Origin of the sequence: Nostoc sp. ChiQUE01b (assembly GCF_034531255.1) — a bacterium.
Taxonomy (GTDB): domain Bacteria; phylum Cyanobacteriota; class Cyanobacteriia; order Cyanobacteriales; family Nostocaceae; genus Nostoc.
In genome coordinates, this window is record NZ_JAVRBM010000016.1 from 107,806 (window position 1) to 129,581 (window position 21,776).

The following is a 21,776-nucleotide window of genomic DNA, read 5'->3' on the forward strand; positions in this document are numbered from 1 at the left end:
ATCCAATCTCTCTCTAGCTCAACTTTTTAAGACATCTGTGTGGATTTTCCTATGGCTCTTAAGCACAAGTTGCTGCCCAGATTACCGGCTTTTTGAAGAAGTCGAGGATCTGAATCTAGCTTAAATAAATCAGGACTTACGCAAAAATTGCCGAAAAGCTTAATTTATCGAACCGCCTTCTCTACGAGAGGCTTCCGCCAACGCGCAGCATCTCGTAGAGAAGACGCCAAGAACGCATTCGCGCAGCGTCTCGAAGAGAAGAATTCGTAGAGTGTGCGTAAGTCCTATAAATGACATACCACCTTACCGGATAATTAATTTTTTGGAAATCCCTGATAATATTATTGACTCACAAGTTGCTCTTGTGATTCCTGTTTGACTGCTGAACCTTGAGTTCCCAGTTGAATCAGTTCAATTTTATACCCATCTGGATCTTCTACAAAAGCAATTACCGTCGAACCATGTTTCATCGCCCCTGGTTCGCGCACGACTTTACCGCCCTGATTGCGAATTTCTTCACACGTAGCGTAAATATCATCAACGCCAAGGGCAATGTGACCGTAAGCATTACCTAATTCGTACTTTTCCACACCCCAGTTGTAGGTTAGTTCGATCACCGAGTTGTCGCTTTCCTCGCCATAGCCAACAAAAGCCAGGGTAAATTCTCCTCCTGGATAATCTTTTCGGCGCAGCAGTTTCATCCCTAGAATTTCACAGTAGAACTTTAAGGATTCTTCAAGGTTGCCCACCCGCAGCATTGTGTGTAGTAATCGCATATTGACCTTTTCTCTGTAATTGATTTAGTGTTATTCTCTGCAAACATTTTACCTAGCTCAAAGTCTTAAGGTAAAAATGCCGTCACAGAAAGAATTAAAAGCCGAAAGGACAGGATGAATCAATTCAAAATTCACGCATTCAAAATTAAATACAGTCACGCCACTTGCAGGTGGGGGTTTCTACCTACCTTGGGATACAGGGATTCTTTCGCGCCACTTGCAAGCGTTAGCGTAGCGGGACGAAGTTCGGTTTTGAACCTAAATTTTCTTCATAAACAATTATCCATTCTTGGCATTGCTCACTATCCCTATAATGAAAATCTTCTTTAATCTCAGCCGAGAAAGTCTCTTAACCGCCTATGCTAGCGATTGGGTTAGGCAACTGGACTGGATGCGTAACACACTCGAATAAAGGATAAAGTACAGATGAGTAAATTTCTAGATACTGCCATTGAGGCGATCGCAGCCCGTGAAATTCTTGATTCTCGCGGTAGACCGACAATTGAAGCCGAAGTGCATTTAGCTAACGGTGTTGTCGGACTGGCGCAAGTTCCCAGTGGTGCTTCTACTGGCAGTTTTGAGGCTCACGAACTGCGTGATGGTGATAAAAGCCGTTATGGGGGTAAAGGCGTACTCAAGGCAGTACAAAACGTCAAGGAAGCACTCGCACCACAATTGTTAGGCTTGGATGTCCTTAATCAAGAACTGCTAGACCGCACAATGATTGCGATAGATGGTTCTGCTAACAAATCCAATTTAGGGGCTAATGCGATTTTGGGGGTTTCCTTAGCAGCTGCTAAAGCTGGTGCTGAGTCTCTAGAAATTCCTTTATATCGCTATTTGGGTGGCCCTTTAGCGAATTTGCTCCCAGTGCCGTTGATGAACGTGATTAACGGTGGCGCACACGCATCAAATAACGTGGATTTTCAAGAGTTTATGATTGTCCCAATTGGTGCAACTTCCTTCCAGGAAGCGTTGCGCTGGGGTGCAGAGGTGTTTGCTACCCTTAGTCAGGTGTTAGATGAAAAGGGTTTGCTGACTGGTGTAGGCGATGAAGGCGGCTTTGCCCCTAACCTAGAGTCTAATCAGGTGGCTTTGGAATTGTTGGTTGCTGCCATTAAGAAAGCTGGTTACAAGCCAGGGGAACAAGTAGCTTTGGCGTTGGATGTGGCGGCTAGCGAGTTTTACAAGAATGGGCAGTATGTTTATGATGCTAAACCTCACGCCCCGACTGAGTTTATTGATTATTTAGGACAACTAGTTGACCAATACCCAATTGTGTCAATTGAGGATGGCTTACACGAAGAAGATTGGCAAAGTTGGCAATTGTTGACCCAGAAGTTAGGTTCGCGGGTGCAATTGGTAGGGGATGACTTGTTTGTAACGAACGCTACTCGCTTGCAAAGAGGCATCCAGGAAAAAGCCGCCAATGCCATTTTGATTAAACTCAATCAAATTGGTTCACTCACCGAAACCTTGGAAACGATTGATTTGGCAACTCGCAATAGTATCCGTTCAGTAATTAGCCATCGTTCTGGTGAAACAGAAGATACAACGATCGCTGATTTAGCCGTAGCAACCCGTGCCGGTCAAATCAAAACAGGTTCTCTGTGTCGCAGCGAACGAGTAGCAAAATATAATCGCTTGCTGCGAATTGAAGATCAACTAGGCGATCGCGCCGTTTATGCTGGTGCTGTGGGGTTAGGGCCGAAGTAGGGAATAGGGGGAGTAGGGAATAGGGAGTAGGGAGTAAGGTCTTTCCCCATTCCCCATTCCCCATTCCCCATTCCCCACTCCCCACTCCCCATTTATCACGGATAAAACCCCAACTTGGGCAACCCCAAGGTTTCATCCCAGCCCATCATCAGGTTCAAACACTGAATAGCTTGGCCCGCCTGTCCTTTAATTAGATTGTCAATTGCTGACATGACAATCACGCGACCTGTGCGTGGGTCAACTTCTACACCGATGTAACAAAGATTACTACCATTCGCCCATTTGGTTTGGGGGTAAACGCCGCTACCGCACACTTTCACCCAAGGAGAGTTACGGTAGAAGGCTGAGAAAATAGTGATTAAATCATCTCGCACTAGACCGGGATCGCTCATTGTGGCATATACTGTTGCCAAAATACCGCGTACCATTGGGATAAGGTGTGGTGTAAATTGAATCGTGAGTTCGTGACCAGCTAAGTCACTGCAAATTTGCTCAATTTCTGGGGTATGACGATGACGACCAACATTGAAAGCTGTTATGGAGTTGTCTGCTTCAGCTAGTAATAAATGAGTTTGAGGTTGTCGTCCACTGCTAGATGTGCCAGACTTGGCATCGATAATAGCTGTTTCTGGTCTGATTAAGCCTTGCTTTAAAAGTGGCGAAAGTGCAAGGAGACTGGCAGTAGGATAGGAACCAGGACAGCCAATAAGTTGAGCTTCGGCAATGCGATCGCGATAAAGTTCTGGTAATCCATAAACTGCTGTCGCTGCAATTGTGCGATCGCTTCTCTCTGTACCATACCAATTTGTATAAGTTGTCAAATCACGAAACCGATAGTCTGCACTCAAATCTAGTACTTTACATCCTTTTTCCAACAATTTGGGCGCTATTTGGCAAGCCAGACCATTTGGTAAAGACAGAAAAACTACTTCACAGCGGTGAGCAATTATTTCTGGTTCTACTGCTTCTATTAGCAGGTTAGTTGCATGAGCCAGATGCGGGTAGAGATCCCCAAAAGATTTTCCGATACTAGTCTCACCTCCTAAATAAACCATTTCGACTTCTGGGTGATCCATCAGTAGTCGTACTAACTGCACTCCACCATAGCCCGACGCGCCAACAATCCCAACGGGTACGCGTCTAAATTTGCCCATGATCTGAAATCCTTATCCCATGAATGGTTAATTCGTTCTCAGCTATCAACAATATCAGCGACCAGACGCACAGCGCACAAAAGGTCTTAAACCCCTCTACTTTGTTCTGAGAAGATGGGGGAGCAAACAAACGATTATTATTCTTCTTCATCGCCTTCATCCTTTACTGTCGCTGCACTTTATCCCCACTTTTTATGGCAAAAATTTTTGCCCCGTTATCAAATCATTGCTAGTCTACTTCTCTGCCTTATAAAGGAGCTACAATCTAAAAGAAGAAATTGTTAAAAAAATTTACGTTTATAGCTGGAAATCTTTCTGTGTCACAGACTAATCCTACCCAAGCTTTTAAATTTGATTCGATTGATGCCGCTTTAGCAGACCTAAAAGCTGGTCGCGTCATTGTAGTGGTAGATGATGAAAATAGAGAAAATGAAGGTGACTTAATTTGTGCTGCCCAATTTGCCACACCCGACATGATTAATTTCATGGCGGTGGAAGCAAGAGGACTAATTTGTTTGGCAATGACAGGCGATCGCTTAGACGAACTAGACTTACCCTTGATGGTAAGCAACATTACAGATACTAACCAAACTGCCTTCACTGTCAGTATTGATGCTGGGACAGAATTAGGTGTAACCACTGGCATTTCAGCAGAAGACCGCGCCCGCACTATCCAGGTTACTCTCAACCCAGCCACAAAACCTACTGATTTACGTCGCCCTGGTCATATTTTTCCGATTCGGGCTAAGGCTGGAGGCGTACTCAAACGGGCAGGACATACGGAAGCGGCTGTGGACTTAGCTAGGCTAGCAGGGCTATACCCGGCGGGGGTAATTTGTGAAATTCAAAATTCCGATGGTTCAATGGCGCGGTTGCAGCAGTTAGTTGAATACGCTAAACGTCACAATTTAAAAATTATTAGTATTGCGGATTTAATCAGTTATCGCCTACAGCACGATCGCCTAGTGTATCGTGAGGTTATTACCAAACTGCCTAGTCAATTCGGTCAGTTTGAAATTTACGCCTATCGCCATACCCTGGATAATACAGAACACGTTGCAATTGTCAAGGGCGATCCAGCTAATTTCAAAGATGAGCCAGTGATGGTGCGGATGCACTCAGAATGCCTAACTGGTGATGCATTGGGTTCTTTGCGCTGTGACTGTCGGATGCAGCTTGTAGCCGCACTCAAAATGATTGAGTCTGCTGGTCAAGGTGTAGTTGTATACCTGCGTCAAGAAGGACGGGGAATCGGCTTGATTAACAAGCTGAAAGCCTACTCGTTGCAGGATATGGGACTAGATACAGTAGAAGCAAATGAGCGTTTGGGATTTCCTGCTGACTTGCGAGACTACGGGATGGGGGCACAAATGCTTATGGATTTGGGCATCAAAAAGATTCGCCTAATCACGAATAATCCCCGTAAAATTGCTGGTGTCAAGGGCTATGGGTTGGAAGTAGTTGATCGCGTGCCATTGTTAATTGAGGCAAACGACTACAATTCTTATTATCTAGCGACAAAGGCGAAAAAGCTGGGTCACATGCTGTTACAGACTTATCTGGTGACAGTAGCAATCCACTGGCAAGATGACCCGGAAGCTGTGACGGAACGTTATGAACGCTTAGAAAAACTGCGACACTTAGCGAAAAGTAACGATCTGTTGTTACAGGAAGAAGCGCGTCCCTTGGCGATCGCTCTATTTGACGAGCCATCTTTAACAGTACACTTGGGTTTCGATCAGGCAAAAGTTGCTAGCTGTGATTGGTATCGCCAAAGTGGTCATCCTTATATACAAGCTATCTTCCAAATTCTGGACAACCTCGCAACAGTGCCATACATCCAGAAACTAGAATTTCTGATTTCTTCTGGTTGCGATCCTTTGAGTAATTTACAAGTCCAACTAGATCGGCAGACATTCGCCGATGGTACACTACCTTCATCAATTAGCGATCGCTTGGAGACGCAACAAATTTACAGCTTTAGCAAATAGTCACAACCCTAAAACCCAACTAAATTTTTAAGGATTGGAGGATTTATTGTGTGTAAGTCCTACAGTCCTCCTAAACTTTTCAGCCGTTCTTTTATATGACAATGAGAGCAATCAAAATTATTGTTGAAAAACATAATGACGGTTACGTAGCCTATCCCTTGGGTATCAAGGGGGTTGTAGTTGGCGAAGGTGACAGCTATGAACAAGCACTAGCTGATGTTAAATCTGCTATCCACTGCCATATCGAGACATTTGGTCAAGAGGTTTTAGAAAAGGAATCACCAGTTCGAGAAGCTTTTGTGGCAGAAGTTGAGGTTCCTATTTAATCACTAAATGTAGACCAAGAAAAGGATAAAATCGAATCAAACCTGAAGATTGAGATTATGAACACAACTATTATTGCCAAAGTAACAGCTGATGGAAAGCTAGAAATTCCTCCAGAGGTTTTGGAAAAGCTTCAGCCTTGTACAGAATATGAAGTATTTGTTACCGAAAATGAAATTGTGTTTAAAAAAACAAACAACCGATTAACACTAAAAGAATTAAGGCAACAAGTGATGCAGGCTGGTTCAGATCCAAATCAACCAACTCTCGAAGAAATTAATCAAATAGTCAAGGAAGTTAGGCAAGAACTTTGGACTGAAACATGAGGGTTGTAGTTGATGTAAATGTTTGGATTTCAGCATTACTTTGGGGAGGAGTGCCAGATATAGTTTTGCTACTGGCAGAGGAGCAGAAAATAACTATATTTGCATCTGATGCTTTACTTTTAGAGTTAGAAACTACTTTGCGCCGTCCAAAATTTCAGTCTAAAATCGAGTCTTTAAATTTAAGAGTAGAAGATATAATTAATGCTACAAAAGATGTACTCCAATTTTGTCTAACTGTTTCTGTCAGCGCTCCTCAATTACGCGATCCAAAAGATACTATAGTTCTGGCTGCGGCTATTGCTGCAAATGCTGAAGCAATTATTACTGGTGATTTAGATTTATTGGTTTTAATAGAGTTTAATGGAATTTCCATTTTGACACCACAAGATTTTCTGATACGTTATTTTCCAGAAAGGTCTAATATTAATTCATAATTATTAATAGTCTACGGGAAGCACAAAGCTGTACGTAATAGACACTGGGGAAGAATTTCCCAATCCCCAGTACCCAGTCCCTAATTAATAATGAGTTGCCGTTTTGCGATGATGCACGGCTGTGACGCCATCAGTATCTAACAGTTTGCCATTATCGACAGTTGCATAAACTAGCCAGTGGTCGCCAGATTCCATCCGGTTTTGTACGGAACATTCAAGATATGCTAAAGCATCAGTAAGTATGGGAGAACCGCTTTCAGCTTCTTCGGCGGCAACATCAGCAAATCGGTCTTGTCCTGGGCCAAAAGGTTTGAGGAAGTGCTTCATCAATCCCAAGTGATTCCCCTCTTTCAGAATATTGAGGACAAATTTGTTTCCTGTATGCGTCAGTGTTTCTACTGCGCGGTCTTTGGCAACGGCAATGGTTAAACCAGGGGGACTAAAGCTAGCTTGAGACACCCACGAGGCTAACATGGCACTGGAACGATCGCCTTCTTTGGCTGTGAGAACGCAAAGAGAACCGACAATCCGACCAACTGCTTGTTCTACATTTGTTGCAGGTTGACTTGGCGATCGCACTTTTCTCGCTTTCTTCAGTGCTTGGGCAAAGTCGGTTCCAGCTTCTTCACATAATTGTAAGGTAGCATCGTCGGGTTTGAATTTTACGCGGATGGTGTCAAAACCAAACCGATAGCCAGCATCTTTTAATTTACCCTCAATTAAATCGACCGCTTCCCCACTCCAGCCAAAGGAACCAAAAGCACCAGCAAGTTTATTGTTAGTGGCGGTGGATAGCACAATTCCTAAAGCTGTTTGCACAGGTGTCGGTGCATGACCGCCAAGAGTAGGAGAACCGATGATGAAACCACTGGCTTTTTCCACAGCCGCTCGGATTTCTTCTGGTTCCGTAAATTCGCAGTTAATCGATTCTACAGCGACGCCAGCTTTTGTAATCCCACGAGCGATCGCTTGGGCTAATGTTGCCGTATTCCCATAAGCTGATGCATAAATCAACGCCACTGTCAAGTCAGCAGATGCTTGCTGTTGAATCCATTCCCGATAAGCTTTGGTTAGCTCGATTAAGCCATAGCGCACCAAAGGCCCGTGTCCAGTGCCATAGACTCGCACGGGAAAATCAGCAAGTTTATCCAACGCTGTTTCAACTTGACGAGCGTGAGGAGCCATGAGGCAATCAAAATAATAGCGCCGATCCTCGTTATATACTTCCCAACCTTCATCAAATACCTGATCTCCGCAAACGTGCGCCCCAAATAACTTATCAGTGTACAGAATTTCTGTTTGTGGATCGTAGGTGCAAAGTTGATCTGCATAGCGGGGATTGGGGGTGGGAATAAATTGTAAATTATGCCCGTTACCCAAATCTAGAGTTTCTTCGCCTCGCATGACAAGAATTTGCAAATCTCGATTTTCCAGCGCCCCACGTAAATTTATCGCCCCTGGATTAGAACAGACAAAGGTGATTTGCGGGGCAATTTCCAACAAAGCTTTTAAAGTTGCAGCCCGGTTAGGATTTACGTGTCCCAAAATTACATAATCTAAATCTTCGAGATGGAAACGTTGCTGCAAAGCTTCTAAATAAATTTGTGTAAACGTTTCCCCTGGAGGGTCAATTAGGGCGGTTTTATCGCTTTCGATTAAATAAGAATTAGCAGTTGTACCCTTAGCAAGAGCATATTCAATTTCAAATCTGAGCCTTGACCAACTGCGCGATCGCAGTATTCTTGTATCTGTAGCAATGGGGAAAACTTGAACATCACGGGGTTTATTTTTTGACATAGGGAGTAGGGAGTAGGGAATGGGGAGTAGGGAATAAGAAGTCTGAATCACCACTCCCTATTCCCTTTTTTAATAATGCTTTCCGACATGCCTTTTAGGGTAATGGGCAATAAGAAGTAGGAAACACCACTCCCTACTCCCTACTCCCCAGTCCCCCTCTTAATAATGATTACCAACTTTCCGATGATGCACAGCAGTCAAAGCTTCTGGCTTAGAAACCCGTCCGGCGTAGACTGTGCTATATACTCCCCAATGGTCGCCACAATCCATTCTACTGATGACTTCGCACTCCATGTAGGCGAGGGCATCGTTGAGGATAGGCGCACCATTTTCGGCTGACTGAGTTCTCACATTTTCAAAGCGATCTGCACCAGGAGCGAACCGTTTCAAAAAGTGTTTCATTAATGGTTGGAAATTGCCTTCTTCTAAGACGTTGAGAACAAAGCGATCGCCTACTTGCATGAGTGATTCAATAGCTCGATCTTTGGCGACTGCAATGGAAAATCCCAAGGGTTTAAAGCTAGCTTGAGCAACCCAGGAGGCTAGCATGGCACTAGAAACATCGCCTTTTTTAGCAGTAATAATATATAACCCGCCACTGATTCTACCTAGTGCTTTATCTAAGTCAGCACCAAGAGATTTCATGGCTTTGATGCTGCGATCGCGTGTTACCCATTGAGCTAAGTCTGTACCCGCTTCTTCACACAACTTGTAAGTGTTTTCTGTGGGTGTTTGTTTAATCCGAATCGCTGGAAAAACTGTTGTCAAACCCAAATTGCGGAATTTACTCAGCAAAGGATCTATCGGTTCATCATCGCCACCGCCAGTTTCAAATACACCGATAGCTTGCTTTTCTTTGGCAGATCCTAAAACTGTGCTGAGTGCAGCTTGGATGTTCGCAGCCCCAGAAGCCGGAGGTAGACCAACGATTAGCCCAGCACAACGGCTAACTAGTTCCCGCAGTTCTTGTAAATCTACTTCCGATCCCAAATCGACAATTTCCACGGCGACACCGGTTTTACTGATGCCGTTGGCAATTGCTTGCGCGAGGCGATCGCTATATCCGTATTCGGAAACGTAAAATATTCCAATCGTTGTTTCTGCCTTGGTTTGGCTTTGGCTCCAAGTGCGATAACGTCCAACTAATTCCTCAACATTGTGAGATAATAATGGCCCGTGTCCTGTGGCAATCATGCCGATGGTTTTCAGTTCCGCCATCCGCTTCAGGGCAGACAAAACTGACCGGGCATTTGGCCCCATCAAGCAATCGTAGTAATAATGAAAGTCTTCTTCGATAGCCGCCAAGTCTTCATCAAAGGTGCTATCTGAGCAATAGTGCAACCCAAAGGCATCGCAGGTATAGAGAGTTTTGGTTTTGTGGTCGAAGCTGAAAATGGTATCTGGCCAGTGTAAATTTGGAGCAATCACGAATTCAAATTCATGACCATTGCCCAAATCCAAGCGATCGCCATTTTTGACAATCCGCCGTTTGAATGGCTGATGTACCAAATTCTCCAGAAACTGAATTGCCACCTTAGAGCCAACAACGGTAATTTCTGGAGCCATTTGCAGCAAATCTTTAACTAAACCGCTGTGGTCTGGCTCGGTGTGGCTGATAATTAAATAATCAATCTCTGTTGGCTTGATTAGTCCGGTGAGCGTATCGAAGTATAGTTGACGAAACTTTTCGTGGGAGGTATCAACTAAAGCAGTCTGCTCCCCACGAATGAGAAACGAGTTATAGGTGGTACCGTTTTGCAGACCAAACTCAATATCGAAGCGATCGCGATCCCAATCCAAAGAGCGAATAGCCATCGTCTCTTGAGCGATTTCCACCTGCTGTATAGTGAGCCGTTTTTCAGTTTTTTCGGTGAGCGCTACCATAACTCCCCTCCTTGAAAATTGAGTATTTATTCCTCTGGTTTTATTGTGACACGGCTTGAATGTTAATTTTTATTAAAAAACCTCTGACTGACTTAAAAAAGTTAAAAGTGTGAAACTGCAGAGGGATTGGGGAGATGAGGGAGATGGGGGAAATTTGGCTAGCTTTGGAAATTGGGAACTCTCGGCTACATTGGGCGTTGTTTATTGGCAAGAAGCTTTACTCAGCTTGGGATACCGACCATCTAGCTGAGTCTGTCATACAACAGTTAGCTAAATGTCAAACCCTGGATCATTTACTACTGGCAATTTCTCCACCCCATCAGAAAATTAGGGGAGAAAATACTTCTTCATCCCCCTCATCCCCCCCTCCCCTCCTCCTCGCCTCCGTAGTTCCCAGCCAAACTGCTATTTGGCAAACTTATCCTAACGTTCAGGTTATTACCTTAGACCAAGTACCGCTCAAAGGTGTGTATCCCACATTAGGAATTGACCGCGCTTTAGCATTGTGGGGTGCTGGGAAAAAGTGGGGTTTTCCTATGTTGGTAATTGATGCTGGGACAGCACTAACTTTTACGGCTGCGGATGATAATCAGTGTTTGATTGGAGGTGCAATTTTGCCGGGATTAGGTTTGCAATTTGTAACTCTCGGTCAACAAACAGGACAATTACCATTAGTAGAAATGCAAAGCTTTCCGTCTCTACCACCGCGTTTTGCTCTCAATACTACAGAAGCTATTCAAAGTGGAGTAATTTATACAATATTAGCTGGAGTTAAAGATTTTATGGAGACGTGGTTGCAATTATTTCCTAATGGAAAGATTGCGATTAAAGGAGGCGATCGCACTTTATTACTAAATTATTTGCAAGCTTTATATCCTGAAATTGCAGCACGCTTAATTGTGGAATCAAATTTAATTTTTTGGGTAATGCGGGAAATAGTAAAACTGCCCTAAGTAAGACCCAGAGCAGCTTAAACCAATTCGCAATTCGCAATGACGCTCGCGGACTCGCTAACGCTGCGCTAACGCAATTCGCTTTTTCCGTGTTGTAACGGGGATTTAGACCCCGCCACAACACTTGCGGCTTGATAGAAGCCGGGGATTTAAACCCCTACACTTTGTTAAGATTGATCAATTAGAAGGTCGGAATTGAGCTTTGATTCTCTGAGCAATGGAACAAAACTCGGCTATAATTTAAGTCCCACTAGCAAGATAAATCGCTGGGCTGTTAGCTTTGGATAACTAAAACCCTGCTTCTGCCTACTGTCCAAGTTCTTTAATGTTATTCATCACTTGTTGGTATAAGTCGTTGTTACCTTGACTTTGAAAAATGCTTGCTGCTTGTTGTAAGTCTTTGAGTGCCCCCTGTTTGTCTCCATTGGTAGCGCGGGCGTTTCCTCGGTTATTGTAGGCAGGGGCAAAGTTAGGATTGAGGCGAATGGCTTGATTGTAATCTGCGATCGCACCTTGGGGATCTCCATTGGCAGCACGGGCATTGCCTCGGTTATTATAAGCGATCGCATATTTGGGGTTAAGCAGAATCGCTTGATCGAGATCGTCTATTGCCCCTTTTTTGTCTCCATTGGTGACGCGGGCATTTCCTCGGTTATTGTAGGCTTCGGCATAGTTGGGATTTAGGCGAATCGCTTCACTGTAATCTTTAACTGCTTCTCTGTTGTTTCCCAGTGAGGCGCGGGCATTTCCCAAGTTATTGTAAGCTTCAGCGTCGTTAGGGTTGATGCGGAGGGCTTGATTGTAATCTGCGATCGCTTTTTCCTTGTCTCCCAAATCAAAGTAGGCTAATCCCCGCGCGTTGTAAGCAGCGCCATACTGAGAATTTTGACTAATTGCCTTACTATAAGAAGCGATCGCAGCTTGCAAGTCGCCGTTTAAATGCTGATTCTTTCCCTGAAGATAAAATTCGCCACCAATGGAAGTTGTAGCTGAACGACGGCTAGGTTGACTAACTCCTATTTCTGTCACCAATACATTGTCATTCTTACTACAAGAAACACTGCTAATTGCAGTCAATGTAGTAAAAATAGCTATGGTAAATAAAGTATTTACCCTTGTTCGCTTTTGCCCAAATAAACGCCGTCTCATAAGTTAATATAAACTGCCATAATACCTGAACAGAATTAGTACCAAAATCTAGATTTTAATTCTTTAACTCAATAACTATTCTAACTTTTGATAAATTTTTCCAGTTAATTGACAAATTTCCCTAATATTTTATAGATTTCTTAGAGAAGGTAGGAGGAAAGAATTATTAAATTTCAATATTTATTCTTCACAATAACTCTATAAATTCTGACATTTGTATCCTGATAAACAATTTACTCATCCTCAGCTTCACTCCCTTGAGTTTTAGGAATTAGCCGCCAAGAGGTATTTTTGTCAATATCTACAGATAGTTGTTCCAGATTTTCCCCTAAATCTTTTTGGAGTTTCTGAGTTAGTGTGATTGGAAAATCTAAATTAATATCTTGAGTTTGTACTAGTTTTGCCAATTCTGTAAATGCAGCTTTGATTGTAGTCCGTTCATAACGAGTCAGCTTATAATCATAAGTTTCTGATATATTTTGAGCTTGCATAGCTTTTTTTATACGTTCTTGCAAATGCTCAAATTCTGAATTCAACAACTTCCATTGCTGCTCAACTTGCGAGTATCTAGTACTTAGTGATATTAAGTCTTCCGTTGCAGGTTCGGGGCTGGCTTGGGCTTGTAAGCCTAACAAGTTTAGGTGAATTTGAGCAAGATAAATACAGTCTAGGTAAGCATACTCTATCTGTTCTTCAGTTAGAGGGCGTTTCCCCCAATCGCTTTTTTGTTCTTGTTTATCGATATTGTTAAAGCTACAAAGTGCTGTAGCTATTGTCTTGAGTTGGTGGTTAGGTAATGGCAAAAGATGGTAGGGAATTTTTTTGGCCATTTCCAAAGTGCAAGTAATATTTTTGGCTTTCTTGCTACCGAGAAATTTTAGATCGTAACTCGCGTTGTGAAAAACTTTTTCAATCGCAGAATTTATCATAATTTTATCAATAAATTCAGCTATAATAGTAGGCTGATCTAATACATCTAAAAGATAGACGCGATCGCCACTCATATCTTGAGGATTATCTAATACCTGAATCAGCGATAATCGGGGATTACGACTTTTATAGTCAGCTACTTCTGTATCTATCCACAGTGTTTTAGCGTTTGTATATTCAGCGACAATGGCACGAATTTCGCTAGCCGAAGTAAGGTAGGGCATTGGCTAATATTTCCTGATATTTAAGGCATTGTAAGTAAGCCATAGTTTTATAAAGTAACATTTTGTTGGTGAGTTTGCTGACCCAGGATTGCAAAAAGACTGAAGTTTGGAATTCGTCATAGACATCGCCAAATTGACTCAAATCTGATAACATCGAGTCACTACTGTGGAGTGGCATAGTCTACCATCGAAAGAGCTACTCAGAATCTACGTTAAATTCATAGAGAGCTACAGACTGTGTGTAAAGCCATCCTGGTTAGCAGCCGTCAGAAAAATTGAATTGACATTTCTCAAAACTGGGTGGAAAATCTTAGCTTCAAGAAATCGTCCAAATTTCGATTTTGTGTTACCTGAGCTATTGCTTAAGTACTTTTGCTACTTCACTTTTAATTGTTTTTTTAAATTTGCTCCTCACCATGACACACATCTCAATTAACCGCTTCAATTATTCAATTCGGAGATAAATAATGAAAAAACTAATTCTATTAGTAGTTAGTAGCATTTTGGTAGTTGGTACTTTTGGCTGTCAAGACTCTCCTAAAACTGGTTCGGAAACTCCTAGCACAACTAATGAAGCCGCTCAAGCACCAGCAAAACCAGCTTCAGAGACAAATCAAACTGCCAAAGTTCCAGAAACACAAACGACTCCTTTAGCAGCTAGTACAGGTACTAAAGTTAAAACCGATTCTGAAAAAACAGCAGCAACAAAAGCTAAGACTGACTTAAAAACTGAAGTTAGCGCCAAGTTGAATAAAGGCTTACCAGGCAACAAGTTACAAGTTGAAAACAAACAGGGTGAAATTGTTCTCAAAGGTACAGCCACTTCTGTTGAAGAACTAAAGAAAGCTGAAACCTTGGCTAAAGAAGTTCAAGGTGTGAAGACAGTGAAGATAGAAGCAAAAGTTGATGCTGTAAAAAAGCCATAAAAGAATAACTGAAGCTTTCAGTTAGCATCGACATGGAAGCCAAATAGAGACTTATACAGATGTAAGTCTCTATTTTTGACTTACTTAAATAAAAGTCAGGAATTTTGAAAAAAACTCAGTACACCTTTATTCCTTCTTAAGAGCCCCCATTACCCCTTATCCCCTTCAGGGGCCCCACCTTCCCCAGTCCCTGGTCTCTACGAGTAATTCAGAAATCAAATCGGATTGCTATATATTTTTATCTTTCAACTTCCATTATTTGAACCTCGATAAATTCGCTCCATCTGCTCTGGAGAAAGGCGTCTCATTGGAAACCACTCAAATGGAGAAATAGATTGTTTCTCATAAGGTTGAACATCATCCTGCTGGTTTTGAGGGTAACGCACTGCTACATTGGTATTTGGAGCCTCACCCCTGAACGACTCATCTATTTCTGATTCTGGAAGCTGAGTTTGAGGCAAAACATAAGCGTGCTTCTGGGGATCGTATGCGAAAACTTCTCCTGTTTCAATGTGATAAATCCAAGCATAAATGCTGAGTTCTCCCTGATAAAGCTTAGAGTGAATCACTGGATATGTCCGCAAATTCTCAATTTGAGTAAGAACATTTTCGGCAATCATAATCTCTAGTAATTCTTCTTCGTCGTAGTGACTGTAATGGTCTATAACTAGCCTTCGAGTTGCTTCTGCATATTTAAGCCAATCATGTACAAGCGGCATTTCATCGCTGAGATTGTGTAACTTCATTAATCCTTTCATTGCACCGCAATGAGAATGACCACAAATAATAATTTGGCGAACATCTAAAGCTTGAACAGCATATTCAATTGTTGCACCTTCACCGCCATTACTTGCCCCATACGGTGGAATGATGTTGCCTGCATTGCGAATGACAAATAATTCGCCAACTTGGGCTTGTGTAATTAGATTTGGATCGAGACGCGAATCAGAACAGGTAATAAATAATACTCTGGGCTTTTGACCATGCGAAAGTTGTTCAAATAATTTTTGATGTGTCGAAAAATAGCTAGATTTAAATTCGCGCAGACCTTTAATTAACTTCTTCATTACTAAGTTCTACAAATATTTGCGGGTTAAGAACTAAATCACCAGACAGCAGATTGGGGTAGTAAAGAGGACTTTCTTTCTACGTTTTTCCAATTGTAAAGATTACTATATTATAAATTCATTTGGTGCTTTTAATATCCTCTACCATTTGGTTGAGTTCCTTTTTTTCCTTGCTCCTTTCTGTTCCTTAGCAGGTCACATTACGGTGTGAGAATGCCTTAAGCCTATTTCAAACTAGTTATATCTTGAGATAAATTTTTGAATTACAGGTAATTAGTCAGACATGATATTATCTGCTCTGGGAAAATTTTGATGGTCAGTTTGCGACATCAAAATTTTTGCCGTACACTGAGCGATCGCCTGCGGTAAGCCTTTTGGGTGAAGCTTGCAGGCTCATCGCAACGCGTCTACAATAATCCCCAATCCTCCCTCCTACCCTCTTGCGAATTCTTAATTAGTTGATACACTTGTTCTTCATTAGCTCTTAGCTCAGGGAACCAGCGCCTATGGTGCACATCAAGCGCGTGGAACTTACGAACTTCAAATCTTTCGGTGGCACTACTTCTGTCCCTTTGCTACCGGGGTGTACTGTCATATCTGGGCCAAATGGTTCGGGTAAGTCTAATATCTTAGATGCACTGCTCTTTTGCCTGGGACTCTCTAGTTCTAAGGGAATGCGAGCCGAACGCTTACCGGATTTGGTAAATAACACTCAAACGGCTAAAGGACGTGCTTCGATTGAGGCTAGCGTCACGGTGACATTTGATTTGTCGGATGAAATCTCACATAAAGACGCAAAGGCACAAAGGGAGGAAGCAGGGGGAGCAGGGGGAGCAGGGGAAGTAGAGGAAGTAGGGGAAGAAAATCCAAAATCCAAAATCCAAAATCCAAAATTGGACGAGTGGAGTGTTACTAGAAGGCTACGAGTCACTCACCAAGGGACTTACACATCGAATTACTATATTAATGGTGTACCTTGCACGTTGACAGAGTTGCATGGAGAACTAAGTAACCTGCGGGTTTATCCTGAAGGCTACAATGTGGTACTTCAAGGGGATGTCACCAGCATTATCTCGATGAATGCGCGGGAACGGCGGGAAATTATTGATGAATTAGCTGGGGTGGCAGCGTTCGATCGCAAAATCATTCAAGCCAAATCAACTTTAGATGAGGTGAAGGAAAAGGAAGATAGCTGTCGGATTATTGAAACGGAATTAACTGCACAGCGCGATCGCCTTTCCCAAGATCGGGCGAAAGCTGAGAAATATCAAAAACTCCGCACAGAATTTATCGCGAAGCAATCCTGGGAAGCTGTTTTATCATGGCGTTCCTTGCAAGCACAACAAGAAAAGTTAGTTCACGAAATTCAAACAGGCGATCGCAATTCTACTGAACTCACTACCCAACTCACCAACCTAAATTCCGAAATCGTTCAAAAAACTGCTGAACTGGAACAACTTAATGCCCATGTGAAAGCATTGGGAGAAGAGGAACTTTTGGCGGTACAATCTACCCTCGCCACTCAAGAAGCAGAACGTAAACAACTCCAGCGTCAGCTAACAGAATTACAAACAACTTCCCAAGAAACTGCCAAACGTCTGGCTCAAACTCAGCAAGAGATTCAAAAATACCGTCATTCCCTAGAAGAAATTGCCGAAACCCAACTTGTAGAGACGCGATTCATCGCGTCTTCCCAGCAACAAAGAAACGAAGCGCAGCAAGCCTTAGAAACCTCCCGCGAAGCAGCAGCAGAAATCGCCTCGGCTTCAGAAGCGTGGGTGCAGCAACAAACGGCGTATAACCGTCAAATTGAAACTTTGCTGCACACTCTAGAACCACAACGCACGGAACAAGCACAACTCAGGGAACGCAATAATCAGTTACAGCAGCTTATCCAAGAGCAAACCCAGTTAATTGAACGTGATGAACCCGAATTAGCCCAAAAACAAACTGACTCTAATCGAGTTGAAACGGAATTTAACGCCTCTAGCGAACCCATCCAAAATTTAGCCCAAAATCTCTCAGCCACAGAGCAAGAACTACAAATCCAACAAGAAACCCAAAAACGATTACTTTCTGAACAACGAGAAAAACAACGGCAGTTGGATAAAATAGAGGCGCAAGCGCAAGCACAGCAAGAAGTCCAAGGAACCCAAGCTAGTAAAGTCATTTTACAATCGGGAATGCCTGGACTTTGTGGCTTAGTTGTGCAGTTAGGAAAGGTAGAACCCCGCCATCAGCTTGCTTTAGAAATGGCTGCTGGGGGACGCTTGGGACATATTGTGGTGGAAGATGATGGTGTAGCCGCAGCAGGTATTGAATTGCTCAAACAGAAACGGGCAGGGAGGGCAACTTTTTTACCACTGAATAAAATTCACGCTCCCAAATTTACTCAAGATGCAACGCTGCGTTTTGCTAGTGGCTTCGTTAACTATGCTGTTAACTTAGTCGATTGCGATCGCCGTTACAAAGATGTATTTAGCTATGTTTTTGGCAACACAGTAGTTTTTGCCAACCTGGAGGCGGCGCGGAAAAATTTAGGATTATATCGCATCGTCACCTTAGACGGGGAGTTGTTAGAAACCAGTGGTGCAATGACTGGTGGTAGTAACACCCAGCGTTCAGCCTTGCGGTTTGGCAATGCGGAAGCGGCGGAATCTGATGAAGTGATCGCTTTAAAAACTCGCTTAGTTGATATTGAGCGGATTTTAGAGCGCTGTACAGAAGCGATCGCTACTTTGTCAACCAGAACCAAAAAACTGACGCAAGAATTAACAGAAGCGCGTCAAGCGCGGCGAGAACAGCAGTTGCAATTGGAGCAGTTGCAAAAAGACATTAAGAGTTTAACAACGCAGTTAGAGGGGACGCGATCGCAACTCGCCCAAAACAGTGAAAAGTTAGCCACCGCTCAATCTCGATTAGAAATTTTAGAGCGGGAATTACCTGGGCAAGAAAATCAATTACAACAATTACGACACGCCTTAGCTGAATTGGAAGCATCCCAAACCCCCAGCGAATGGCAACAAATCCAGGCAACCATTAAAATCCAAGAGCAACAATTGCAACAACGAGAGACAGCATTACGCGAGGCTGAACAAAGATTAAAAAATTTAGAAAATCAGCAACAACGTTTACAAGAAAAAATCCAAGAAGCAGAAACGCGAATCACCGAATACGAAACCCAACAAATCTCTTGTAGAGACGCGATTCATCGCGTCTCCATACAAATCACAACGATAGACGACCAAATCACCCAAACCCGTTTATCGTTGAGTCAAATGGAACAAAATTTGGGAGAAGAGAAACAAAAACGCGACGCCACAGAACTAGAAGTGCGATCGCAGCTTTTACGCCAACAACAATTGGAATGGGAAATTCAAAAACTCCAAGAAACCCAAGAGAAGCGGCGGGAGGAACTAATTGCACTGCAAACTCAATTACGAGATGTGGGAGCAGAATTACCAAATCCCTTGCCAGAAGTTCCAGATAAAGTAGACTTGGAAGAATTGCAGAAAGAATTGCGATCGCTTACCAAACGCTTACAGGCAATGGAACCTGTGAATATGCTGGCGTTGGAAGAATACGAACGCACCCAAAACCGCCTCCAAGAACTCACGCAAAAATTAGAGACACTAGAAGGAGAACGCACTGAGCTACTTTTGCGGATTGAAAACTTTACCACATTGCGGCAACTTGCCTTTAAAGAAGCTTTCGATGCTGTGAATGAAAACTTTCAATCAATTTTTGCTATTCTTTCAGACGGCGACGGCTTCTTGCAACTTGAAAATCCCGAAGATCCCTTTAGCAGTGGACTAAATTTAGTCGCGCACCCCAAAGGCAAACCCGTACAGCGTCTAGCTTCCATGTCTGGGGGAGAAAAATCACTCACAGCCTTGAGCTTTATCTTTGCCCTGCAACGCTACCGCCCATCGCCATTTTATGCCTTTGACGAAGTAGATATGTTTTTGGATGGAGCAAATGTAGAGCGATTAGCTAGAATGATCAAGCAACAGTCACAACAAGCGCAATTTATAGTTGTTAGTTTGCGTCGTCCGATGATAGAATCAGCCGAACGCACAATTGGCGTTACTCAAGCACGAGGAGCTTACACTCAAGTTTTGGGGATTAAGTTACAATCATCCAATACATCTGCTTGAGTTTTTGTTAATAATAGTGTATAGATAAACCACGTAATGTGTGACTTTCTCTCAAACCTAACCCCCAACCCCTTCCCTACCAGGGAAAGAGAGCAAAAATCAAAGCCTCTCATTCACTGGAATAGAGGAATGGAAGTGGCGTTACAAGAATAAGTTGCACATCGCGTTAAACCGGATTCGAGATCAGGACTCGGTATAGAATGACCTCCGAACAGATAATTAGGCGTTCCGACATATTAAATACCCAGGTGATTACCCGCGACAACGGCAAGCGGCTAGGCATTATCAGTCAAGTCTGGGTTGATATCGATCAACGAGAGGTTGTGGCTCTTGGTTTGCGAGACAGCCTGATCTCCATTTCGGGCATACCGCGCTATATGTACCTCAACAACATCAGCCAGATTGGTGATGTCATCCTGGTTGATAACGAAGATGTCATTGAAGATATCGAAGTTGAATCTCTCAGTAATCTAATTAACTGGGAAGTAATTACAGAAACAGGTGAAGTCTTAGGCAAAGTTCGCGGCTTCAAGTTCAACGGCGAAAGTGGGAAGCTTAACTCCATAGTTATTGCTTCTTTAGGATTGCCCCAAATTCCCGATCAATTTGTGAGTACTTACGAGTTCTCAGTGGATGAAATCGTCAGCACAGGCCCCAATCGGTTGATTGTATTCGAGGGAGCCGAAGAACGAGTAGACCAGTTGACAGTCGGTTTATTAGAGCGCCTGGGTATCGGCAAAGCACCTTGGGAGCGAGATATAGAAGAAGAATACGGCTATACTCCACCGCGCCAAGTTGCACCAGGTAATCAACTACCTAGTGGAGTGCCATTGCAGCCACCCAGGCAAAAAGTTCGCGCCCCTGAACCTGTAGCGCGGGAAGAAGAATGGAATGAAGACTATGTGGAAGAAGAAAGGCCACAGCGTCAGGTAATGAAAGCGCGGCAGTATGAATCTATTCAATACGAAGAAGATGAGGAAGAAGATAACTGGAGCGAGGCTACGGGTAGCGACAGGTATCAACAACCGCAGCCGCTAAAATATGAAGCCCAGCCCTATAGCAAGCCTTATGTTGACGAATACGATGATTATGATGACGTAGAGGGCGATGCTTGGGAAGATGCGCCGAAGCCTGTGAATATTCCTAAGAAAGTCAAGGAAAGACAGCCAGAATACGAAGAAGAAGGCGGATATTAAGTAATTCGTAATTCGTAATTAAACCGAAAAATTACGAAGTATTTTAAGATTAATTTAGCCTTTTCCTTACTTACAAGGAGAGGGCTAATTTTTTAGATATTTCTGATTTTAGCGAGGTTCGAGCCAGTTTTCTACTTTTAAATTAGGAACACAGGAAAATTCACGAATATTGGCGGTAACGAGAGTTAGACCAAGGGTTAAAGAATGGGCAGCAATTAATAAGTCATTAGCTCCAATCGGTTTACCTTGTTGTTCTAAATCAGTGCAGATTTCTGCGTAATATTGCTCTACAGGATGAGTTAGCGGTAGTATTTCGATACTATCCAAAATTATTTCAAGTTTTTCTATGAGCTTTTGGGAGTTCTTTTTTATAGCTCCAAATCTTGATTCACAAGCTACGATAATACTTGTACAAATTTTGTCTTCTCCGACATCTTGAATTTTTGAAAATACCACTCCTTTGGGGTTTTTAATTAGTTCGGAAATGATGTTTGTATCTAACAAGTATAAATAACTCATTTTGAAAACTCAATATCATCTAAGGGTAATAATCCTTCGTCCACGTCGGCAAAGTCTTCGTCCAGTGGTTCAAGGGTGGAAAGGGTTTCCAGGAGGGATTTTTTCTTGATGGGGGAAATGATGGCGAAGGGGATACCGTTTTGGGTAATAGTGAGGGGTTCGCCTGTTTTTTGGGCTTGGTTGAGTAGGGTTTGGATGGTTTCGGGGAGATCGGAAAGGGTGATTTGTGTCATGGTGGGTTCTGGGGTTAGCG

At 43.0% G+C, this 21,776-nt stretch carries 19 protein-coding genes; 9 read left to right on the forward strand and 10 right to left on the reverse strand.

Features of this window, described 5'->3' with window-relative positions; all coding sequences use genetic code 11:
* Positions 1–341: 341 nt before the first annotated feature.
* Positions 342–776 carry a lactoylglutathione lyase gene (gloA, locus tag RMY63_RS13480; protein WP_322729183.1) on the reverse strand — a complete coding sequence of 145 codons (435 nt, stop codon included), beginning with the start codon at positions 774–776 and terminating at the stop codon, positions 342–344.
* Between the two features lie 426 nt (positions 777–1,202).
* Between gloA and eno the strand changes: the two genes are divergently transcribed.
* Entirely contained in the window at positions 1,203–2,492 is a 1,290-nt protein-coding gene (gene eno, locus RMY63_RS13485; protein ID WP_322729184.1) for a phosphopyruvate hydratase, read from the forward strand.
* A 95-nt stretch (positions 2,493–2,587) separates the two neighbouring features.
* On the opposite strand, the gene argC is transcribed toward eno, so the two are convergent.
* Positions 2,588–3,646, reverse strand: coding sequence for an N-acetyl-gamma-glutamyl-phosphate reductase (gene argC, locus RMY63_RS13490; RefSeq protein ID WP_322729185.1), 1,059 nt, complete (start codon positions 3,644–3,646; stop codon positions 2,588–2,590).
* 317 nt (positions 3,647–3,963) lie between these two features.
* On the opposite strand from argC, the gene ribBA reads away from it, so the two are divergent.
* The 4 genes from ribBA to RMY63_RS13510 all read left to right on the forward strand — a co-directional run bounded on the left by ribBA (position 3,964) and on the right by RMY63_RS13510 (position 6,721).
* Positions 3,964–5,637, forward strand: a complete 1,674-nt coding sequence (gene ribBA, locus RMY63_RS13495) for a bifunctional 3,4-dihydroxy-2-butanone-4-phosphate synthase/GTP cyclohydrolase II (protein WP_322729186.1) — start codon at positions 3,964–3,966, stop codon at positions 5,635–5,637.
* Between the two features lie 101 nt (positions 5,638–5,738).
* Positions 5,739–5,963 (forward strand): hypothetical protein, encoded by a 225-nt coding sequence (locus tag RMY63_RS13500; protein WP_322729187.1) that lies wholly within the window; start codon positions 5,739–5,741, stop codon positions 5,961–5,963.
* A 57-nt stretch (positions 5,964–6,020) separates the two neighbouring features.
* Positions 6,021–6,287, forward strand: coding sequence for a hypothetical protein (locus RMY63_RS13505; protein ID WP_322729188.1), 267 nt, complete (start codon positions 6,021–6,023; stop codon positions 6,285–6,287).
* Positions 6,284–6,721 (forward strand): putative toxin-antitoxin system toxin component, PIN family, encoded by a 438-nt coding sequence (locus RMY63_RS13510; protein WP_322729189.1) that lies wholly within the window; start codon positions 6,284–6,286, stop codon positions 6,719–6,721. Before RMY63_RS13505 ends, RMY63_RS13510 begins: the two co-directional genes overlap by 4 nt.
* Before the next feature lie 84 nt (positions 6,722–6,805).
* On the opposite strand, the gene RMY63_RS13515 is transcribed toward RMY63_RS13510, so the two are convergent.
* On the reverse strand, positions 6,806–8,518 hold the full coding sequence (locus tag RMY63_RS13515; RefSeq protein ID WP_322729190.1) for a diflavin flavoprotein: 1,713 nt from the start codon (positions 8,516–8,518) through the stop codon (positions 6,806–6,808).
* A 159-nt stretch (positions 8,519–8,677) separates the two neighbouring features.
* Entirely contained in the window at positions 8,678–10,402 is a 1,725-nt protein-coding gene (locus tag RMY63_RS13520) for a diflavin flavoprotein (RefSeq protein ID WP_322729191.1), read from the reverse strand.
* A 134-nt stretch (positions 10,403–10,536) separates the two neighbouring features.
* On the opposite strand from RMY63_RS13520, the gene RMY63_RS13525 reads away from it, so the two are divergent.
* Positions 10,537–11,355: a pantothenate kinase gene (locus tag RMY63_RS13525; RefSeq protein ID WP_322729192.1), complete on the forward strand. Its 819-nt coding sequence runs from the start codon at positions 10,537–10,539 to the stop codon at positions 11,353–11,355.
* A 306-nt stretch (positions 11,356–11,661) separates the two neighbouring features.
* Here the strand turns inward: RMY63_RS13525 and RMY63_RS13530 are convergent, their stop codons facing one another.
* The 3 genes from RMY63_RS13530 to RMY63_RS13540 form a co-directional block, all read right to left on the reverse strand.
* Entirely contained in the window at positions 11,662–12,504 is an 843-nt protein-coding gene (locus RMY63_RS13530) for a tetratricopeptide repeat protein (protein WP_322729193.1), read from the reverse strand.
* Between the two features lie 233 nt (positions 12,505–12,737).
* On the reverse strand, positions 12,738–13,658 hold the full coding sequence (locus RMY63_RS13535; RefSeq protein WP_322729194.1) for a ribonuclease D: 921 nt from the start codon (positions 13,656–13,658) through the stop codon (positions 12,738–12,740).
* Complete coding sequence (locus RMY63_RS13540; RefSeq protein WP_322729195.1) at positions 13,636–13,836, reverse strand: hypothetical protein; 201 nt, start codon at positions 13,834–13,836, stop codon at positions 13,636–13,638. The genes RMY63_RS13535 and RMY63_RS13540 overlap by 23 nt, the downstream gene beginning before the upstream one ends.
* Positions 13,837–14,125: 289 nt before the next feature.
* Here RMY63_RS13540 and RMY63_RS13545 point away from each other — a divergent pair, with 289 nt between their 5' ends.
* Positions 14,126–14,584: a BON domain-containing protein gene (locus tag RMY63_RS13545; RefSeq protein ID WP_322729196.1), complete on the forward strand. Its 459-nt coding sequence runs from the start codon at positions 14,126–14,128 to the stop codon at positions 14,582–14,584.
* 245 nt (positions 14,585–14,829) lie between these two features.
* Here the strand turns inward: RMY63_RS13545 and RMY63_RS13550 are convergent, their stop codons facing one another.
* On the reverse strand, positions 14,830–15,651 hold the full coding sequence (locus tag RMY63_RS13550) for a carbonic anhydrase (protein WP_322729197.1): 822 nt from the start codon (positions 15,649–15,651) through the stop codon (positions 14,830–14,832).
* Positions 15,652–16,157: 506 nt separating this feature from the next.
* On the opposite strand from RMY63_RS13550, the gene smc reads away from it, so the two are divergent.
* Positions 16,158–19,808 (forward strand): chromosome segregation protein SMC, encoded by a 3,651-nt coding sequence (gene smc, locus RMY63_RS13555; protein ID WP_322729198.1) that lies wholly within the window; start codon positions 16,158–16,160, stop codon positions 19,806–19,808.
* A 200-nt stretch (positions 19,809–20,008) separates the two neighbouring features.
* Positions 20,009–21,004 carry a PRC-barrel domain-containing protein gene (locus RMY63_RS13560; protein WP_322729199.1) on the forward strand — a complete coding sequence of 332 codons (996 nt, stop codon included), beginning with the start codon at positions 20,009–20,011 and terminating at the stop codon, positions 21,002–21,004.
* A gap of 108 nt (positions 21,005–21,112) precedes the next feature.
* On the opposite strand, the gene RMY63_RS13565 is transcribed toward RMY63_RS13560, so the two are convergent.
* Together RMY63_RS13565 and RMY63_RS13570 are read right to left on the reverse strand one after the other, a co-directional pair.
* On the reverse strand, positions 21,113–21,523 hold the full coding sequence (locus RMY63_RS13565) for a type II toxin-antitoxin system VapC family toxin (RefSeq protein ID WP_322729200.1): 411 nt from the start codon (positions 21,521–21,523) through the stop codon (positions 21,113–21,115).
* Positions 21,520–21,756: a type II toxin-antitoxin system Phd/YefM family antitoxin gene (locus tag RMY63_RS13570; RefSeq protein WP_118167264.1), complete on the reverse strand. Its 237-nt coding sequence runs from the start codon at positions 21,754–21,756 to the stop codon at positions 21,520–21,522. Before RMY63_RS13570 ends, RMY63_RS13565 begins: the two co-directional genes overlap by 4 nt.
* Positions 21,757–21,776: the final 20 nt, after the last annotated feature.

Excerpts from the sequence above, each read along its gene's own strand:
- gloA (WP_322729183.1), bottom strand. The coding sequence starts at position 776 with ATGCGATTACTACACACAATGCTGCGGGTGGGCAACCTTGAAGAATCC.
- eno (WP_322729184.1), top strand. The coding sequence starts at position 1,203 with ATGAGTAAATTTCTAGATACTGCCATTGAGGCGATCGCAGCCCGTGAA.
- argC (WP_322729185.1), bottom strand. The coding sequence starts at position 3,646 with ATGGGCAAATTTAGACGCGTACCCGTTGGGATTGTTGGCGCGTCGGGC.
- RMY63_RS13500 (WP_322729187.1), top strand. The coding sequence starts at position 5,739 with ATGAGAGCAATCAAAATTATTGTTGAAAAACATAATGACGGTTACGTA.
- RMY63_RS13505 (WP_322729188.1), top strand. The coding sequence starts at position 6,021 with ATGAACACAACTATTATTGCCAAAGTAACAGCTGATGGAAAGCTAGAA.
- RMY63_RS13510 (WP_322729189.1), top strand. The coding sequence starts at position 6,284 with ATGAGGGTTGTAGTTGATGTAAATGTTTGGATTTCAGCATTACTTTGG.
- RMY63_RS13515 (WP_322729190.1), bottom strand. The coding sequence starts at position 8,518 with ATGTCAAAAAATAAACCCCGTGATGTTCAAGTTTTCCCCATTGCTACA.
- RMY63_RS13520 (WP_322729191.1), bottom strand. The coding sequence starts at position 10,402 with ATGGTAGCGCTCACCGAAAAAACTGAAAAACGGCTCACTATACAGCAG.
- RMY63_RS13525 (WP_322729192.1), top strand. The coding sequence starts at position 10,537 with ATGAGGGAGATGGGGGAAATTTGGCTAGCTTTGGAAATTGGGAACTCT.
- RMY63_RS13530 (WP_322729193.1), bottom strand. The coding sequence starts at position 12,504 with ATGAGACGGCGTTTATTTGGGCAAAAGCGAACAAGGGTAAATACTTTA.
- RMY63_RS13535 (WP_322729194.1), bottom strand. The coding sequence starts at position 13,658 with ATGCCCTACCTTACTTCGGCTAGCGAAATTCGTGCCATTGTCGCTGAA.
- RMY63_RS13540 (WP_322729195.1), bottom strand. The coding sequence starts at position 13,836 with ATGCCACTCCACAGTAGTGACTCGATGTTATCAGATTTGAGTCAATTT.
- RMY63_RS13545 (WP_322729196.1), top strand. The coding sequence starts at position 14,126 with ATGAAAAAACTAATTCTATTAGTAGTTAGTAGCATTTTGGTAGTTGGT.
- RMY63_RS13550 (WP_322729197.1), bottom strand. The coding sequence starts at position 15,651 with ATGAAGAAGTTAATTAAAGGTCTGCGCGAATTTAAATCTAGCTATTTT.
- smc (WP_322729198.1), top strand. The coding sequence starts at position 16,158 with ATGGTGCACATCAAGCGCGTGGAACTTACGAACTTCAAATCTTTCGGT.
- RMY63_RS13560 (WP_322729199.1), top strand. The coding sequence starts at position 20,009 with ATGACCTCCGAACAGATAATTAGGCGTTCCGACATATTAAATACCCAG.
- RMY63_RS13565 (WP_322729200.1), bottom strand. The coding sequence starts at position 21,523 with ATGAGTTATTTATACTTGTTAGATACAAACATCATTTCCGAACTAATT.
- RMY63_RS13570 (WP_118167264.1), bottom strand. The coding sequence starts at position 21,756 with ATGACACAAATCACCCTTTCCGATCTCCCCGAAACCATCCAAACCCTA.